The sequence below is a fragment of the Haemophilus sp. 27098_8_127 genome, assembly GCF_041433495.1.
Lineage (GTDB): Bacteria > Pseudomonadota > Gammaproteobacteria > Enterobacterales > Pasteurellaceae > Haemophilus_D.
This window is the reverse complement of record NZ_JAPWBP010000002.1, coordinates 261,945-280,117: the sequence shown is the minus strand read 5'-3', so window position 1 is coordinate 280,117 and position 18,173 is coordinate 261,945. Positions and strand designations below refer to the sequence as shown.

14 protein-coding genes are annotated in these 18,173 nt (G+C 35.8%); 10 read left to right on the top strand and 4 right to left on the bottom strand.

Annotated elements, in window-relative coordinates; all coding sequences use genetic code 11:
• Positions 1-8: 8 nt before the first annotated feature.
• Positions 9-1,139 carry a glycerate kinase gene (locus O3746_RS03975; protein ID WP_371447841.1) on the top strand — a complete coding sequence of 377 codons (1,131 nt, stop codon included), beginning with the start codon at positions 9-11 and terminating at the stop codon, positions 1,137-1,139.
• A gap of 58 nt (positions 1,140-1,197) precedes the next feature.
• On the opposite strand, the gene xerD is transcribed toward O3746_RS03975, so the two are convergent.
• From xerD to proC, 3 genes are read right to left on the bottom strand one after another with little or no spacing between them, the layout of a single operon-like run.
• The gene (xerD, locus tag O3746_RS03970) at positions 1,198-2,091 is read right to left on the bottom strand and encodes a site-specific tyrosine recombinase XerD (protein WP_265469378.1); all 894 of its coding nucleotides are present in this window, start codon (positions 2,089-2,091) and stop codon (positions 1,198-1,200) included.
• 2 nt (positions 2,092-2,093) lie between these two features.
• A complete protein-coding gene (locus O3746_RS03965) occupies positions 2,094-3,254 on the bottom strand; it encodes a 3-phenylpropionate MFS transporter (RefSeq protein ID WP_371447840.1) in 1,161 nt (386 codons plus the stop codon).
• Complete coding sequence (proC, locus tag O3746_RS03960; protein ID WP_371447873.1) at positions 3,254-4,069, bottom strand: pyrroline-5-carboxylate reductase; 816 nt, start codon at positions 4,067-4,069, stop codon at positions 3,254-3,256. The genes O3746_RS03965 and proC overlap by 1 nt, the downstream gene beginning before the upstream one ends.
• A gap of 68 nt (positions 4,070-4,137) precedes the next feature.
• On the opposite strand from proC, the gene rdgC reads away from it, so the two are divergent.
• Complete coding sequence (gene rdgC / locus O3746_RS03955; protein ID WP_371447839.1) at positions 4,138-5,049, top strand: recombination-associated protein RdgC; 912 nt, start codon at positions 4,138-4,140, stop codon at positions 5,047-5,049.
• Positions 5,050-5,132: 83 nt separating this feature from the next.
• Here the strand turns inward: rdgC and typA are convergent, their stop codons facing one another.
• Entirely contained in the window at positions 5,133-6,983 is a 1,851-nt protein-coding gene (typA, locus tag O3746_RS03950; RefSeq protein ID WP_371447838.1) for a translational GTPase TypA, read from the bottom strand.
• A 249-nt stretch (positions 6,984-7,232) separates the two neighbouring features.
• On the opposite strand from typA, the gene glnA reads away from it, so the two are divergent.
• From glnA to glf, 8 genes are all read left to right on the top strand, one after another.
• Entirely contained in the window at positions 7,233-8,651 is a 1,419-nt protein-coding gene (gene glnA, locus O3746_RS03945; protein ID WP_371447837.1) for a type I glutamate--ammonia ligase, read from the top strand.
• Positions 8,652-8,777: 126 nt separating this feature from the next.
• On the top strand, positions 8,778-9,569 hold the full coding sequence (locus O3746_RS03940; protein ID WP_371447836.1) for an ABC transporter permease: 792 nt from the start codon (positions 8,778-8,780) through the stop codon (positions 9,567-9,569).
• Positions 9,569-10,303: an ABC transporter ATP-binding protein gene (locus O3746_RS03935; RefSeq protein WP_371447835.1), complete on the top strand. Its 735-nt coding sequence runs from the start codon at positions 9,569-9,571 to the stop codon at positions 10,301-10,303. Before O3746_RS03940 ends, O3746_RS03935 begins: the two co-directional genes overlap by 1 nt.
• Before the next feature lie 241 nt (positions 10,304-10,544).
• The gene (locus tag O3746_RS03930; RefSeq protein ID WP_371447834.1) at positions 10,545-11,585 is read left to right on the top strand and encodes a glycosyltransferase family 2 protein; all 1,041 of its coding nucleotides are present in this window, start codon (positions 10,545-10,547) and stop codon (positions 11,583-11,585) included.
• 3 nt (positions 11,586-11,588) lie between these two features.
• The gene (locus O3746_RS03925) at positions 11,589-12,728 is read left to right on the top strand and encodes a glycosyltransferase (RefSeq protein ID WP_371447833.1); all 1,140 of its coding nucleotides are present in this window, start codon (positions 11,589-11,591) and stop codon (positions 12,726-12,728) included.
• 2 nt (positions 12,729-12,730) lie between these two features.
• Positions 12,731-13,864, top strand: coding sequence for a hypothetical protein (locus O3746_RS03920; RefSeq protein WP_371447832.1), 1,134 nt, complete (start codon positions 12,731-12,733; stop codon positions 13,862-13,864).
• A gap of 38 nt (positions 13,865-13,902) precedes the next feature.
• Positions 13,903-17,013, top strand: a complete 3,111-nt coding sequence (locus tag O3746_RS03915; RefSeq protein ID WP_371447831.1) for a glycosyltransferase — start codon at positions 13,903-13,905, stop codon at positions 17,011-17,013.
• A gap of 2 nt (positions 17,014-17,015) precedes the next feature.
• Positions 17,016-18,161 (top strand): UDP-galactopyranose mutase, encoded by a 1,146-nt coding sequence (gene glf, locus O3746_RS03910; protein ID WP_371447830.1) that lies wholly within the window; start codon positions 17,016-17,018, stop codon positions 18,159-18,161.
• The last annotated feature ends 12 nt before the right edge of the window (positions 18,162-18,173 follow it).

The window sequence follows — 18,173 nt, the reverse complement described above, 5'->3', positions numbered from 1 at the left end:
GAGAGAATATGAAAATTGTCATTGCGCCTGATTCATTTAAAGAAAGTTTGACCGCACTTGAAGTGGCTAATGCGATTGAAACTGGTTTTAAACGTATTTTCCCAAACGCCGAATATGTGAAATTACCGATGGCAGATGGGGGAGAGGGAACCGTACAATCTTTGGTTGATGCCACTCAGGGGTGCTTAATTGAGGCAGAAGTCACTGCACCGTTAGGCAACCAAGTAAAAAGCTTTTTCGGTTTATCGGGCGATGGTAAAACGGCGATTATTGAAATGGCGGCAGCATCGGGATTGCATCTTGTCCCGATGGATAAACGCAATCCTTGTCAAACCACCAGTTTTGGCACAGGGGAGCTGATTAAGCAAGCTCTTAACCTTGGTGTTCAACACATCATTTTAGGGATTGGCGGGAGTGCCACAAATGACGGTGGTGCGGGTATGCTGCAAGCATTAGGCTTACGTTTATTGGATAAAAATGGTCAATCCATTGGCTTTGGTGGTGCAGCATTATCTAATCTTGCTGAAATTCAACTGGTTGATTTAGATCCTCGATTGCAATACGTACAAATTGAAGTGGCTTGTGATGTGAATAATCCACTTTGTGGCGAACGAGGCGCCTCTGCGATTTTTGGTCCTCAAAAAGGCGCCACGCCTGAGATGGTGAAGGAACTCGATGCTGCGTTAGCCCATTTCGCCGAAATTGCCGAGCGGGATTGTGGTAAAAAAATTCAAGATCAACCAGGTGCGGGGGCGGCTGGTGGTATGGGCGGTGGTTTATTGCTCTTACCTAATGTGCAACTCAAAGCCGGTGTGCAGATCGTGTTAGATAATTTGAAACTCGCTGAGCAAGTTAAAGAGGCTGATTTAGTGATTACTGGTGAAGGTCGTATGGATGCGCAAAGTATCTTAGGTAAGACCCCAATCGGTGTGGCACGCACAGCAAAACAATTTAATAAGCCTGTTATCGCGATTGTAGGTTGTTTGCGTGAGGATTATGAAGTGGTGTATGAACATGGAATTGATGTGGTGTTCCCAATTATTCGAAATCTGGGTGATTTACCGACAATTCTCAAACAGGGCGAGCAGAATTTAATCTCAACGGCTCAAAATGTGGCGAGATTGTTGTCATTAAAATAAGCTTTTCATACTAAAGTACGGTCAAAAATAACGATAAATTTGACCGCACTTTTTGATTTTATCCTCTTGGATGAAATCTTTCATGAAGGTGTTTTAAGCGTTCTTTAGCCACGTGAGTATAGATTTGTGTGGTGGAGAGATCGCTGTGTCCGAGGAGCATTTGCACAACACGGAGATCCGCACCGTGATTCACCAAATGTGTTGCAAAGGCATGACGAAGAACGTGTGGAGAAAGTGCATCTGTATCGATTCCTGCTAACACGGCATAATGCTTTATACGATGCCAAAAGGTTTGGCGAGTCATTTGCTGAGCCCGTTGACTCGGAAAGACCACATCAGAGCTTTGCCCATTAAGTAAAATAGGACGACCGTAAAGTACGAATTGTCGCACCCAAAAAGCCGCTTCTTCTCCCATTGGTACGATGCGTTCTTTGTTACCTTTACCAATCACACGCACGACACCTTGTTGTAAATTCATATTCTCAATAGTGAGCGTGACCAATTCCGTGACACGTAATCCAGTAGCGTATAGCAATTCCAACATGGCTTTATCGCGTAACTCGAGCGGAATTTCTACATCTGGCGTATTTAATAAATCCGTGACTTGTTGCTCGGTTAAATATTTAGGTAAGCGGCTTGGCAATTTAGGTGAGCTCAGTACGGCACTTGGGTCATCCGTACGATACTTTTCACGATACAAATATTGGAATAATTTCCGCATCGCACTTAGCATTCGTGCAGTACTGGTAGCTTTGTAACCTTGCTCTAAACGGCTGCCTAAAAATTGTTGCAGAACTAAGGGTTCGAGGGTTTCGAGAGATAAATTTTGTTTATCCAGCCAATCACAAAGTGCGGTCAAATCGAGACGATAAGACTGCACGGTGTTTTCAGACAATCCTTTTTCGATCCAATATTCATTCAAGAACAAATCAACTAGCGTGAGGTTATTCATGTTTACACTCTATGTATCAAAAAAGCTTTCACGCCACGTGGAGTGATAAATAACCCAATGAAAGCAAAGGCGGCCATTAAACTAAAGGCATAAACTGGCGAAATTGGATAAAGTACGCCAGAAAGCGCAGTGAAAATCGCAATGGCTGCACATCCCGCCAAGGCATTGTATAAGCCTTGTAATTTCGCAATATGGGTTTGTGGTTGAGTGGTGATATAACGCACGGTCGCGTAATGGCCGACGACATAAGTAAGACTGTGAAAACATTGCAATAGGACGATTTCAGCAAAGGTGTCGGCATAACCGAAAGCGAGCCAACGCACGATAGCCGCAATACCGGTGAGATAGAAAAGGGCCGTAATGCTCCAGTTTTTGAATAATCGAGTGGAGAAGAAAAAGACCACGATTTCAGCTAATACACTGATTCCCCAAAATAAACCCGCATCGGAAACGGAGTGGCCATGATTTGTCCAAAAAATAGTGCTATATGAGTAATAAGCTGCATGCGATCCTTGAATGAGTGAAATCGCAATAAACAAACGAAGGGTCGTTTTATTTTTCAGTAAGTCTAAAAATCCAACGGAATTTTCGACCGCACTTTGAGGTTCGTCCTGCGGCATTGGGTTCGGATGAAGTAATTGCACAATACAGTAAAAAACGAGTATGCCCGTGATCATCCAAGTAATATATTGCTCACCCATGAGTCCAACAAAATACCCAAATACCATCACACCAACAACAAACGCAAAGGAACCAATTAAGCGCGCTTTGCCATAATCTAAATGAATTTGTTGTTGCCATGTACTGGCAAGGCTATCACCAATCGGCATACCAGCCGCATTCACCATGGAATACAACGCAAGTCCAATAAACAAGAGCCAGAAATTGTGCGACATCAGTCCAATTAACGCCATTGTAATGGCACTGACCACGCCTAAATAACGTAACCCATTTACTAAGAGAGAAACACGTTTTATTAAGCCGGAAAATAAAATACCGCCGCTGAAACGGAATATGTAGGCACAGGCGAGCAATAAGCCGATGCTTTCTTCGCTATAAGATTGCGTTTTCAACCATGCTGGGAAAAGGGGAAGAAACACACCGTAGGCACAATAGTAGCCAAAAAAGCTCAAGGCGAGCCAAGTAAAAGGACGAACTTGCATTAGAATAATTTTTCCATTTCTTGTGAGCGTGCCACACAGGCCTGCATCGCTTGTTTAATGATGTCGTTAAATTGGTGTTGATTGAACACATTTAGTGCGGCTGCAGTGGTACCGCCTTTTGAGGTGACATTTTCTCGTAACGTGGAAAGCGCTGTCTGTGGATTTTCAATCACCAGCTTAGCCGAGCCTAACATGGCTTGCTGTACCAACTCACGAGATTGGTTTTCGTCTAAGCCCATTTCTATTAGGCCTTGTTGCATGGCTTCTAAAAATTGGAAGAAGTAAGCCGGGCTACTGCCTGATGCAGCGGTGACTGCATGCATTTGAGTTTCATTTGTCACCCAAGTGGTTTTCCCTACAGCTGAAAGTAAATTTTCCGCAAAAGTGCGGTCAATTTCAGGTGTGTTTTTGTCAGCAAATAAGCCAGCCATGCCTTCTCCCACTAATGCAGGGGTGTTTGGCATCACGCGAACAATGGATTTTGCTGTTGGAATGAGTTCGCCTAATCGAGCTGTAGAAATACCCGCAGCAATAGAAATAATTAATTTATCAGAGAAATCAACCGCACTTAATGGCTTGCAAACATCGGCTAGTACTTGTGGTTTTACTGCAAATAACACAACTTGAGATTGTATGATGGATTGCTCGTTGTCTGTCGAAACGGCGATGCCATATTGAGCAAAAAAGGCACGTTTCTCTTCATTAGGATCATTAACAATAATTTTGTCGGCTGGATAACCTTGTTTTAATAGGCCTAACACAATCGCTTGTGCCATATTGCCACCACCGATGAAGGCAATTAATTTCTGTTGCATCATTTTTTCCCGTGAGTTTATGGGCTACAATGTCGCGTATTTTACCCTATTATGAAGGAAGTGTTACGATGTGGTTTAAAAATTTAATGTCATATAGGCTGACTAAGCCCTTAGATTGGGATCTTAATGAATTACAACGCCAGTTGTCAGATTGTGAATTTCATCCTTGTGGCTCACAAGATCAAAGTAAATTCGGTTGGGCGAGTCCCTTGAGAGGCAGAGAGTTATTGCATTTTTCAGTCGGTAAACACATTTTGTTGGTCGCGAAAAAAGAAGAAAAAATATTGCCGGCGAATGTGGTGAAACGTGAATTGGATGAACGTATTGAAAGCCTTGAGCAAAAAGAAAACCGCAAATTGAAAAAAACGGAAAAACAAACGTTAAAAGATGATGTGGTGATGAATTTATTACCACGTGCATTCACTAAAAATCAGCAAACTGCCGTGTGGATTGATACCGAAAATAACCTTGTTCATGTCGATGCGGCATCCAGTAAACGTGCAGAAGATGCCTTAGCATTATTGCGTAAATCCCTCGGTTCGTTACCGGTTGTACCGTTGGCTTTTGCCAATGAACCTTCGACCATTTTAACGGATTGGATTGTGCAGGAAAAAATCCCGCATTGGTTGGTGGCGTTAGAAGAAGCTGAACTTCGTGGAAGCCAAGAAGACAGTGTGATCCGTTGTAAAAAACAGCCTTTAGAAAATGAAGAGATTTTAGCGCTTTTACAAGATGGCAAAAAAGTGGTGAGCAAGCTCGCATTAGAATGGGAAGATACGCTGACTTTTGTATTTAATGAAGATTGCACGCTCAAACGTTTGAAATTTGCCGATGCCGTGCGTGAGAAAAATGCGGATATTTTAAAAGAAGATTATGCGCAACGCTTTGATGCTGATTTTGTATTAATGACGGGTATTTTATCTAAACTGACAGAAAACTTACTCGATGAATTCGGTGGCGAGAAAGTCAGATTAGGCTAGTTTTAATCATGAAATAAAAAGGCGAACATCATGTTCGCCTTTTGTTTGTTTAAAAGTGCGGTCAAATTTCCGCACGTTTTTGATTAGTGAGTGCTTGTACTGGTTGTCGTACGGTTTGCACGTTTACGATCGTTTTCCGTTAAGAGTTTTTTACGGATACGGATCGATTCCGGTGTCACTTCCACTAACTCGTCATCATCAATAAACTCGATAGCTTGTTCAAGGGAGAATTTCACCGGTGTAGTTAATACGATGGCATCATCTTTACCCGATGCACGCATATTGGTGAGTTTTTTACCTTGTAAACAGTTTACGGTTAAGTCGTTTGTGCGGCTGTGAATACCGATGATTTGGCCTTCGTAAACTTCTACGTTAGCTTCGATCAGTAATTTACCACGCTCTTGTAAACCAAATAGTGCATAAGCTAATGCTTTACCTGTCGCGTTAGAAATTAATACACCGTTTTTACGTTGACCAATTTCACCTGGTTTGATGTCATCGTAGTGATCGAAGCTGGAGTAAAGTAAACCAGTACCTGACGTCATGGTCATGAATTCACCACGGAAACCGATTAAGCCACGGCTTGGGATGATGTATTCTAAACGAACACGACCTTTGCCATCCGGCATCATGTCACGAACTTCACCTTTACGGATACCTAATGCTTCCATAACAGAACCTTGGTGTTGTTCTTCCACGTCGATGGTGACTTGCTCATAAGGCTCTTGTTTTTTACCGTTGATTTCACGGTAAATTACTTTAGGACGAGAAACCGCAAGTTCATAACCTTCACGACGCATATTTTCAATTAATACAGAAAGGTGTAATTCGCCACGACCAGAAACACGGAATTCATCTGGGTTTGGTGTTTCTTCTACGCGTAATGCTACGTTGTGAACTAACTCTTTATTTAAACGCTCAAGAATTTGACGAGAAGTCACATATTTACCTTCTTGACCCGCAAACGGAGAGGTGTTTACACAGAAGAACATGGTTACAGTTGGTTCATCAACGGTTAATGAAGGTAAGGCTTCAACGGCGTTGATATCACAAATAGTATCCGAAATATTTAATTCACCTAAACCGGTAATCGCGATGATATCGCCTGCGTAAGCAACATCTTCTTCATAACGTTGTAAACCAAGGTGACCTAATACTTGACCGACACGACCTTGGCGAGTTTTACCTTCACCATCAATGATCGTTACAGGTTGATTTGGTTTGATTGAGCCACGTTTGATACGACCGATACCAATAACACCCACATAGCTGTTATAGTCTAATTGGGAAATTTGCATTTGGAATGGGGCATCAAGTTCTACTTTTGGCGGTTCAACGTGTTGAACAATCGCTTCAAATAACGGGGTCATGTCTTCCGCTAATTCTTCGTGTTCAAGCCCTGCAACACCATTTAATGCAGATGCATAGATAATCGGGAAGTCTAATTGTTCATCGGTTGCGCCAAGGTTAACGAATAAATCGAATACTTGATCCACCACCCAATCAGGACGTGCGCCTGGACGGTCAACTTTGTTAATCACTACGATTGGTTTTAAACCGTGAGCAAAGGCTTTTTGGGTTACGAAACGCGTTTGTGGCATTGGACCGTCAAAAGCATCCACGACTAAAAGTACAGAATCCACCATAGAAAGTACACGTTCTACTTCACCACCGAAATCGGCGTGTCCTGGAGTATCTACGATGTTAATGCGATAACCATTCCAATTAATTGCGGTATTTTTTGCAAGAATGGTAATACCACGCTCTTTTTCAAGATCGTTTGAGTCCATTACGCGCTCATCAACATCACCGCGAGTTGATTCAAATGTACCGGATTGTTGAAGAAGTTTGTCAACGAGGGTGGTTTTACCATGGTCAACGTGGGCGATAATTGCGATATTGCGCAATTTATTAATATCAATGTCGTTTTTCATTTATTACGTTCTTAATGTTTAAGTTTTGTAGGGTGGGATTTTTATGCCACCGAATAGTCCAAGTAGTTTAAATTGGTGAGTAAAACTCACCCTACGAGAATCTCGAAAGGGCAAAAATTATACACGATATTTCGTTACTCTGCTATGCTGGTGTTTAAAATAAATCCCATGAAAAGAGCAAGCGGTTGCGTTATAATGCTCTTTTAATTTTTATAAAGATTATATACATAGCAAAATAGAGGACTCCTTATGCCAAATGCAAATGCAATTGCCAACGTATTCAAACTGATCGAAGAGAACGATATTAAGTTCGCGCTACTTCGTTTCACCGACATTAAAGGTAAAGAACATGGTGTTTCCATCCCGGTTAGCCTTGTTGATGAAGATATGTTTGAAGATGGCAAAATGTTCGATGGCTCTTCTGTTGAAGGTTGGAAAACCATTAACAAAGCCGATATGCTTTTAATGCCAATTGCTGAAACTGCAGTAGTCGATCCATTTGCGCAGATCCCAACCCTCTCTATTCGTTGTAGTATTTATGAACCAACAACCATGCAAAGCTATGATCGTGACCCGCGTTCAATTGCTATTCGTGCCGAAAACTATATGCGTTCAATCGGTATTGCGGATCAAGCATTCTTTGGTCCTGAACCAGAGTTCTTCTTATTTGATGATGTCCGTTTTGATGTATCAATGAACCGTGCTTCTTTTGCCGTTGATGACATTGAAGCGGCTTGGAACACCAACAAAAAATACGAAGATGGTAACAGCGCTTATCGTCCATTGAAAAAAGGCGGTTACTGTGCGGTTGCTCCAATTGATACAGCACATGATATTCGCTCTGAAATGTGTTTGATTTTAGAAGAAATGGGCTTAGTAGTAGAAGCTCACCACCATGAAGTGGCGACTGCAGGTCAAAATGAAATTGCAACAAAATTCAATAGCTTAACCTTGAAAGCGGATGAAACTCAAATATATAAATATGTGGTGCAAAACGTTGCATTAGAACATGGTAAAACCGCTTGCTTTATGCCAAAACCAATCACAGGTGATAATGGTTCGGGTATGCACTGTAATATGTCATTAAGCAAAGACGGTAAAAATATTTTCCAAGGTGATAAATATGCAGGTCTTTCTGAAACCGCACTTTATTACATTGGCGGTATTATTAAGCATGCTAAAGCATTAAATGCATTCACTAACCCAAGTACGAACTCATATAAACGTTTAGTACCAGGTTTTGAAGCGCCAGTATTGTTGGCTTACTCTGCAAGCAACCGTTCTGCTTCAATCCGTATCCCTGCAGTAACCAATCCGAAGGCAATTCGTATTGAAGCACGTTTCCCAGATCCATTGGCAAACCCATATCTTGCATTCGCTGCATTATTGATGGCAGGCCTTGATGGCGTAGTAAACAAAATCCACCCAGGCGATGCAATGGATAAAAATCTTTATGATCTTCCACCAGAAGAATTAAAAGATATTCCAGCAGTTGCGAGCTCATTAGAAGAAGCCTTGAATTCATTAGAAAAAGACTATGAATTCTTAACTCAAGGCGGTGTATTTGCTAAAGACTTTATCGAAGCATTTATTAACGTTAAACGTAAAGACGTGGAACGTTTAAATATGACACCACATCCTGTTGAATTTGAAATGTATTATGCATAATGATAAACAACAGAATTCAAGTTGTTGAATAAGAAAAGTGCGGTCATTTTTGACCGTACTTTTTGTATGTGTATATTGTTTTTAATTCGTGTATAATCGAAATCCGATTATAGATAGGACTAGATTATGCTAAGTAAATTTGTAGGAAAGTTTCGTCGATTTTTTGCTTTTGATGAGCTTTTAAAACAGCTAATTATAAGAGACGTAAAACTAAAGTATCGTCGTAGTTATTTAGGGTATCTGTGGAGTATTTTGAACCCCTTAATGTTAATGATGGTTCTTGTTGTTATTTTTTCTAATCTTTTCCGCTTTGATATTCCTAATTTCCCACTTTATATGATCTCGGGACAATTTCTTTTTAGCTTTATGACTGAAGCAACCAATATGTCTGTTGGTTCCATTACTGGAAATTCAGCATTAATAAAGAAAACATATGTACCAAAGTATATTTTTACAGTTTCTAAGGTAGGAAGTTCTCTAGTTAACTTACTCTTTTCTCTTGGTGCATTGCTGTTAGTAATGATTTTTACAGATGCGGAGTTTTCTTGGAATCTTTTATTTTTCCCTGTCATTATTCTGGAAGTATTTATTTTTAGTTTAGGACTTGGTTTATGGCTTTCTGCAATTACAGTTTTTTTCCGTGATATTCAATATTTATGGGGCGTATTTATTTCAATGTGGATGTACCTCACTCCATTATTCTACCCCGTATCGATCATTCCGGAGGAATACCAAGACTTATACAAAAATGCAAATCCAATGTATGGCTATATTGAGCAATTCAGAGATATTGTCTTACATGCAAAATTTCCACAGACTGATTCGATTCTAATCGGTTTTGGTACGGCTATTTTGGTTCTTATCCTTGGGGCTTGGTATTTTAATAAAAAACAAGACGAGTTTATTTTATATATCTAATGAATAAAGAAACAGTAATTAAAGTCACTAATGCTACGGTGCGTTTTAATAAAGCAACCGAACAATATAATGGCTTAAAAGAATATGTGATTAAGATGCTAAAGGGGGAACTTATGTTCCAAGAGTTTTTAGCATTAAAAGACGTTAATCTTGAAGTGAAGAAAGGTGAGTCTTGGGGTTTAATTGGTACCAATGGTTCTGGTAAGTCGACGCTTTTAAAATTGATCTGCGGCATTCTAAAACCTTACAAAGGCATGGTTGAAGTGCATGGCAATATTGCTCCTCTTATTGAGCTGGGTGCTGGTTTTGATGGTGAGCTCACTGCAAGAGAAAATATCTTCTTAAATGGCGCATTGTTAGGACATAAGAAAGCTTTTATGGAGCAGCATTTTGATGAAATTATTGAGTTTGCTGAATTGCAAGATTTTGTGGATGTGCCGCTTAAAAACTTTTCGTCAGGGATGGCTGCTCGATTAGGTTTTGCAGTCGCAACGATAGTGAAGCCTGAAATCTTAATTGTGGATGAAGTATTGGCTGTAGGTGATGCTGCATTCCAAGAAAAATGTAAGCTACGAATGGAAAAAATGTTAGCTGATGGAACGACACTTTTATTTGTATCTCATTCTATTGAGCAGGTGAGGGAGCTTTGCCAGAATGTTATTTGGATTGATAAAGGTGTGATAAAAGCAAGTGGTAAAACGGAAGAAATTACGCCTTTATATGAACATAACTAATAAAAAATTTCTATAAGCTCATTGAGAATGGTAAATACTCAGACAGAATATTTTATTTATTTTATATTGAAAATTATTGAAAAGATGTTTTCTATGATCTAGATGTTTTTATAAAGACAAAGAATGGAAAGACAACCTAACTTTTAGACCTTTTAACAGAAGGCTATTTTAAGAAATTTTTTTTCAATAAGTGAGAAAGCCTTTCTTTATTATTGTTATATCCAAAGATTAGGAGGGGAATTTGTCTAGTATTGAACCATTCTTTAGCATTATTATGCCTGTATATAATTCAGATAATACAGTTATTAATTCGATAAATAGTGTTTTAAAGCAGGAATTTACTAGTTGGGAATTGATTATTGTTGATGACTTTTCATCTGATCTTACAAGAGAACTTTTGCAAAAATTAAGCCACCCTAATATAAAAATCATTTATAATTCTAGAAATGTTGGAGTTTCAGAAAGTAGAAATGTAGCAATTAATATAGCAAAAGGTAAATATGTATTATTTCTAGATTCAGATGATGTTTATCAAGATGGTCTGTTATCTTATATTTGTAGTCAGATTAATACCTATATAGGGGTTGATTTAATAAAATTTAGTTTTTCTGAGGTGTACTATAGTTCAAAATCAGTAAAGCATTATCCTATAATACTAGAAGATATGTTCTATAAAGGTAAAAGAAATATAGCAAAATGTGTAGTAGAGCTTGAGGAGAAACCTGCATTTGGTTATGTATGGAATAGTGTTTATCGTAGGGATTTAATAATCAATAATAATATTAAATTTGATAAAGATATTTCTATAAATGAGGATTTTTGTTTTAATATAAATTATATCTATTTATCTAAATCTGTAGTTTGTTTATCTTTTAATGGTTATGATTATATAAAAACCAATAGTCATTTATCATTAAATAATGAGGGGTTTCAGGAACTTAGCTTGTTAAAGATAAACTATATGCTGGCTCTGTTACATAAATATGGTGGTGAAAGTAGTTTATTTGCTAAAGTGTTTTGGATGTATGTAAGGTTTATTTATTCAAGCCTGATGAGAAATGGTTATTCATATCTTGTATTTAAGCGAGAATTCAAAAATATATGTAATTCTAAGCTTTTTGATAAATTTAGACTGACTGTATTTAGAAATATCTCATTTAAACAAAAAATAATGATTTTTTTATTAAGAAATAAGATGAGGGTGACAGTTTTTTTATTTGTAAAAGCCTTGTTCTTAATAAAATTTCATTTCCCTTTCTTATTTTCATTATTTAAAAGATAGCTTATGAAGAATAAAGTTAAAGTCTTGCAAATTGGCATGACGAGACATTTAGGTGGAATAGAGACCTTTTTAATGAATCAGTTTTTAAACATTAATCATGAGAAATTTCATTATGATTTTGTTAATATTACAGGTGAGTATAGCATTTGTTTTGAAAAAGATATATTAGAAAAATCAAGCAAGATATATAATATTATATCACGTGGTAAGAATCCTCTAAAACATTATCTTGAATGGTTTAGCCTTTTAATAAAGGAGTACCGTAATTATGATGCTATTGTATTAAATGCAAATACGCTTGAATATATTTTTCCATTATTTTTAGCAAAGATTTTTGGAATTAAACTAAGAGTAATTCATTCCCATAGTACGGGAACAGAAAATAACAAAAATTTTCTCAGAAAGTGTTTGGTTTGTTTTAATAAATTATTGCTTTCTTATAGTGCAAATATCTATTTTGCTTGTAGTAATAAAGCAGCGGAATGGATGTTTAAAGATAAGCAATACTTTGTTATACCTAATGCATTTAATACTGAATCTTTTAAATATAATAAATCAATAAGAGAGTCTATTAGAACTAATTTTGATATAAAAGATGACCTAGTTCTACTTAATGTAGGACGGTTTGCGGCTGTGAAAAATCACTTATTTATTATCGATGTTTTTAATGAAGTATGCAAAGTAAAACCTAATTCTAAGTTGATTCTTGTTACAGGGTCTTTAGAAGAAGATAGTTTTTATTATGAAATGTTAAGTAAAATAGAGAGATATAACCTATTATCTAAAGTAAAAATTATTCGGATGTCTAATGATATTCCTTCTATTATGAGTGCTTCTGATATTTTCTTATTACCTTCCCTATTTGAAGGTTTCGGAAATGTAGCTATTGAGTCTCAAGCTGCGGGATTGCCAACGATCATATCTATGGGGGTGCCTGAAGAGGTTATTCAGACTGATTTAGTACATCGAGTTCCTTTAGATATTGGGGCTGAAAAGTGGGCTAAAATTATTTTATCTATTAAACCAAAGGACAGAATTAAACCATATAAGTTAATTTTAGACTCTGATTATAATATTAAAAACTCTATTAACAAACTTGAGAATATTTTTATTAAATCATTAAATGATAATTATTTGGTGTAGATATGGATATAGAAGAGCGCACTTATTTTAATGGTCTAGGTTATCAAGTTTTTGGTCCTATTTTACTAGGTTATATACGTTGGATAAAAGAACGATATAAAGAGCGTAATCTTGATCTTATTTTATGTCCATCTAGAGATGGTTTTATTGTTAACCAGGTTATGACTAAATTTTACCCTGAGATAAAAACATCATATTTCTATACTTCTCGTTTAGCTTCAGTAATTCCGTTATTATCCTCAAAAAATGACCTGTGCAGTATGTTAGATTTGTATAGATCTTGGCCAGAGACATTTACTGTTAGCTTGCTACTAGATAGATTAGGGATTGGTTATCTCGTTGATCAACTAGAACACTTTGATCTTTATGAAGGTTACTGTTTAAGAAAAGATAATATAATTTACGATAAAAAATTTTTAGCTTTTTTTAATAGATTTAAAAATGATATATATATAAATTCTAATTCTCAAAAAGAATTGCTAATAAAGTATTTAATGCCTTATCAAGGAAAAACACTAGGATTTGTTGATTTAGGCTCTGGAACGATATTATCTTCGCTTGCTTCATTTTGTAGGGAATATAACCTTAATATTAAATTCGAATCTCTTAATTTTCAGGGAGGGGATAGATCTTATTTCTGTAATATTAATGATGCTTACATTAAAGTTCTATTTAGATTTAGCTATATTCTATTGGAATTATTCTTCACAGCACCTCATTCCTCAGTAGTAAAATATGAGAGAGAGATAGATAATAAATTAATGGCAGTTTTATCAAAAAATACGAATGATTTTGATGTCACTAACAGCTTACATCTTGGAGCTATTAATTATATGAAAAAGCATTTCTTATCTGATGATTGTTTAGAGTCAGTGTTTTCTGAGTATTTTCAACTAGGAATGTATCCAGATATTGATGCTCTAAATTTCTGGAAGAATATTAAAATAGATGCAAACTCAAAAAACCAAGAATTGTTATGCCCTGTAGACCTAAGGAAAAAAAATATCAAAGATATTTTTTTTACACTAAAATCTTCACTATGGTTGTCAGGACAGTTAACATTGTTAAGAATGCCTAAATGGATGCTTAAACTTATTTATACTACTTATTTTATTAAGTATAAGTTAATTAAATAAATATACTAAAATTAAATTATAGGATATAGGAGCCCTCAATGAATAATCAACCATTGTTATCTATCATAGTGCCAGTATATGGAACAGAAGAATTTTTACCAAAATGTTTAGATAGCATTCTTGAATCTAGCTATAAGAATAAGGAAATTATTGTAGTAGATGACTGTTCACCAGGTAATATTGGTGAAATTATGGAGCATTATCTTAATACTTATGAGAATATAAAACTTGTTCATCATGATACAAATAAAGGGTTGTATTTGGCTAGAATCTCAGGCATTGAACATTCAACAGGTGAATTCATTGCTTTTTTAGATAGTGATGATCATGTTTCTTGTGATTTTTATCGTCGTTTAATTAATCAGGCTATAGTTACGCAGTCTGATCTTGTTATGGGAGAATACCGTCTAGAATATCCTGATGGTAAAGTAATGTATCAAAATCTAGTTCATTCACGAGTAATGGATATTGATTTGAAAGAGAGGGAAATAGAGCAACTACTTTTTGATCAAGAGGGGGCTGATTATAGCTTATGGGTAGTTTGGAATAAAATTTATCATCGCTCTATCTGGGATAAAGCTCTTCCATATCTAAAAAAACAAACTAGGCACTTAATTATGTGCGAGGATATTTTGTATTCTAGCATTTTATTTTTCTTTGCTGAGCATATGACAAATGTTCATGGCGACTTTATTTATTATCTTAAGAATGGTGAGTCTAGTACAGGTTTATCTAAGCCAACATTTAGTAAATATGAGAGAAATATAAAAGATTTAATTTATGTGTTTGATTTTATTTCTGAATTCTATGAGGTGCAGAATTGTTCTAAGGATATCCTGGATAAATTAGATTGTTGGCTTGGTTTGTTGCGTAATATTTGGTATAGAAATGTTAATGAGAGTTCTTTAAGTGACTTAGATAAGAAGAAATTAATTAATATTTTGACGGATAAGCATAATAAAAAGTTAGTTTATCCATCTAGAGAAAAGGATGATTTTTATCATTTGCATTATACCTATACTAATTGTAATGATGAAGAAGCAAAATTATCTATTATCGATCCTGCTATCGATGTGGTGAGTTTTGATATTTTTGATACTTTGCTTGTACGCCCATTTTTTGAACCAACAGATTTATTTGAAATTCTTTCTAACCATGTCGCAGAATATTTAGATTTACATGACAAGATTGATTTTAAACAGCTACGAATTGATGCTGAAAGAATTGCTAGGGATAAGCAATGGCAAAAAAATTCTATGGTAGAGGATATTACGCTTGATGATATTTATAGTTCTTTAGCTGAAATTAGTGTTATTTCAAAGATTGATTTAGATTGGATTAAGAAAAAAGAATTAGAACTTGAATTAGAGCTATGTCAAGAAAGAAATTTTGCTAAACAATTATTTGAATTAGCTCTATATTGCGGAAAACGGGTAATTATTACTTCGGATATGTACCTACCTAGAGAGCAATTAGAAGCAATGCTTACTAAATTAGGTTATATAGGGTATGAAAGACTCTATATTTCTTGTGAAACCCAATTAACAAAATCTAGTGGAAATCTATTTAAACATATTGTTGGAGATTTATCTGTACAGCCCGATAGAATTCTTCATGTGGGTGATACATGGCATTCTGATATTGAAAATGCAGATAAAAATGGATTTAAAGTATTATTTTTGCCTAAAACAGTAGATTTACTAAAAGGATGGCAATCGAATATTTATTCAGGAGAGGTATTTAAAAATATTTTTGAGTCGTCTTACCGTTATAGAAATACTCATTTTTATCAACGTTTTATTGGATTAAGATGCTCTTTGGCTGTTGTGGCTAATCAGTTGTTTGATAATCCATTTATTGAATATATGCCAGATAGTGACTTTAATGCGGATCCGAGAGTTATTGGTTATTATGCTCTCGGTATGCATATGTTTGCCGTTGCAAAATGGCTACATGATGAAGTTAAATTAAATAAATATGATTCTTTGAATTTTATGGCAAGAGATGGTTATTTACCCTTGAAGGCATTTGAAATTTTGAATCGTTTTCAGACTGTTAGTTGTAATACTAATTATGTCGGTTTTTCTAGAAACTCTATTCTACCATTCCAATTACAGAAAGAAGAGGACTTGGATAAGTTAATTTCTAACTTTAATATATTTACAATAACACCTAAAGAGTTTCTTTCTAAATTCTCTGGTTTTATGAAGTCGCCTACTTATGAAGCAATAGAGTTATGCAATACTTATGGTTTTAAACCTGAGCAAACATTTAATTCAAAAGAGGTTTGGTATAAGTTTGTTCAATTTTTTAAAACTAACTTATGGGATGAGGAGAAATTATATCTTCATCGAGAGAAATTGAAAGCGCCTATTACAAATTTATTTAAAGGAAAATCAGCAACATTTGATGTTGGTTATAGCTGTCGTGTAGAAAGTGCGTTAAAACGAGCTTATAACTTGGATATTACTCCTTATTATATTCATATTAATAATGATATTGCTAATTTCAGGGCACAACAAGCAGGCTTGCAGTTTAAAACATTTTTTGAACATTCTCCTGGTGTAACTGGTGTTTTAAGAGAATTGTTATTGAGTGGCTTGGAGCCTTCATATAGTAAAATTGATATTGATGATAAAGGTCAATTAGTTTATGAATTTAAGCCTTATATTATAAATTATAAGGAACATTATATAATAAATATCATTCAAACATATGCGCTCAAATTTGTTGAAGATATGAACACGATATTTAAAGATGATATAAAGTTCTTATATTATCAACGAGAGGATATGAGTTTGGTTCATGAGTATTTGAATCATTCTCCTAAATACCAAGACAAGATGGTTTTTTCAATGATTGAATTTGAAGATGATTTAACATTAGGAAAAATGGTTAATATGGTTCAGTTTTGGGATAATCAACTTAGGGATATTTATCAATCTAGCTCAGGAGTAAACAATTTTTCCCATAGTTATATCTATTGGATCAAGCCTCTGTGGAAAAGAGCAATTTATTTATATTTTCTTGATCGCAATTTCTTAAAAATGAAAATTAAAGAGAAATTTAAATATAGACCACTCTTGTTACTAGTTATGACTAAGTCGTATAAACTGTTAAGAAGTATTTATAGAACCTTTAAAAAATAAATATGAAGTTTCTATTAGTTGGCGCAGGTTTTTCAAACTCGGTTATTGCTCGCGAATTAGCAGAGAAAGGTTATAAAACTGTTGTTATCGATTCTCGTAGCCATGTGGCAGGTAACTGTCACTCTGAACGTGATGCTGAAACAAATGTAATGGTGCATGTTTATGGCCCACATATTTTCCATACTGATAATGAGCGAGTATGGACTTATGTGAACAATTTTGGTGAGTTTATGCCATTTGTTAATCGTGTAAAAACGATTAGCCAAGGTGCAGTTTATTCTCTCCCAATTAACTTGCATACGATTAACCAATTCTTTGGCAAAACGTGTTCACCAAAAGAGGCAAAAGCGTTAATTGAGACACAAGCAGACTTGTCTATTACTGATCCGCAAACCTTTGAAGAGCAAGCGATGCGTTTTGTCGGTAAGGATTTGTATAAAGCGTTTTTCTATGGTTACACCAAAAAACAATGGGGTGTAGAGCCAAAAGAGTTACCGGTAAGCATTTTAAAACGCTTACCTGTACGTTTTAACTATGACGATAACTACTTCGCACATAAATTCCAAGGTATGCCAAAAAACGGTTATACACAAATTGTGGAAGCGATTTTAGATCATGAAAATATTGAAGTGCGTTTAAATACGCCATTTGCTGAATCAATGAAAGCAGAATTTGATCATATTTTCTGGTCAGGTCCGTTAGATGCGTACTTCGGATTTGAATTAGGTCGCTTAGGTTATCGTACCTTAGATTTTGAGGCATTCCGTGATGAGGGTGATTTCCAAGGTAATGCGGTAATTAACTATGGTGATGAAGAAGTACCCTATACTCGTATTTCAGAACATAAACACTTTGCACCATGGGAACAACACGAGAAAACAATTTGTTATCGTGAATTTAGCCGTCTATGTGGTGAAAATGATATTCCGTATTACCCGATTCGTTTAGTGAAAGATAAAGCACTTTTACAACAATATGTGGAAAAGGCAAATAAAGAGACACAAGTGACTTTCGTCGGTCGTTTAGGTACTTATCGTTATTTAGATATGGATGTGACGATTAAAGAGGCTTTAGAAACAGCGGATGTTGTGAAAGAATCGTTAGAAAAACAGACCGCACTTAAACCATTCTATGTGAATATGGATTAAGTATAGTGAGCC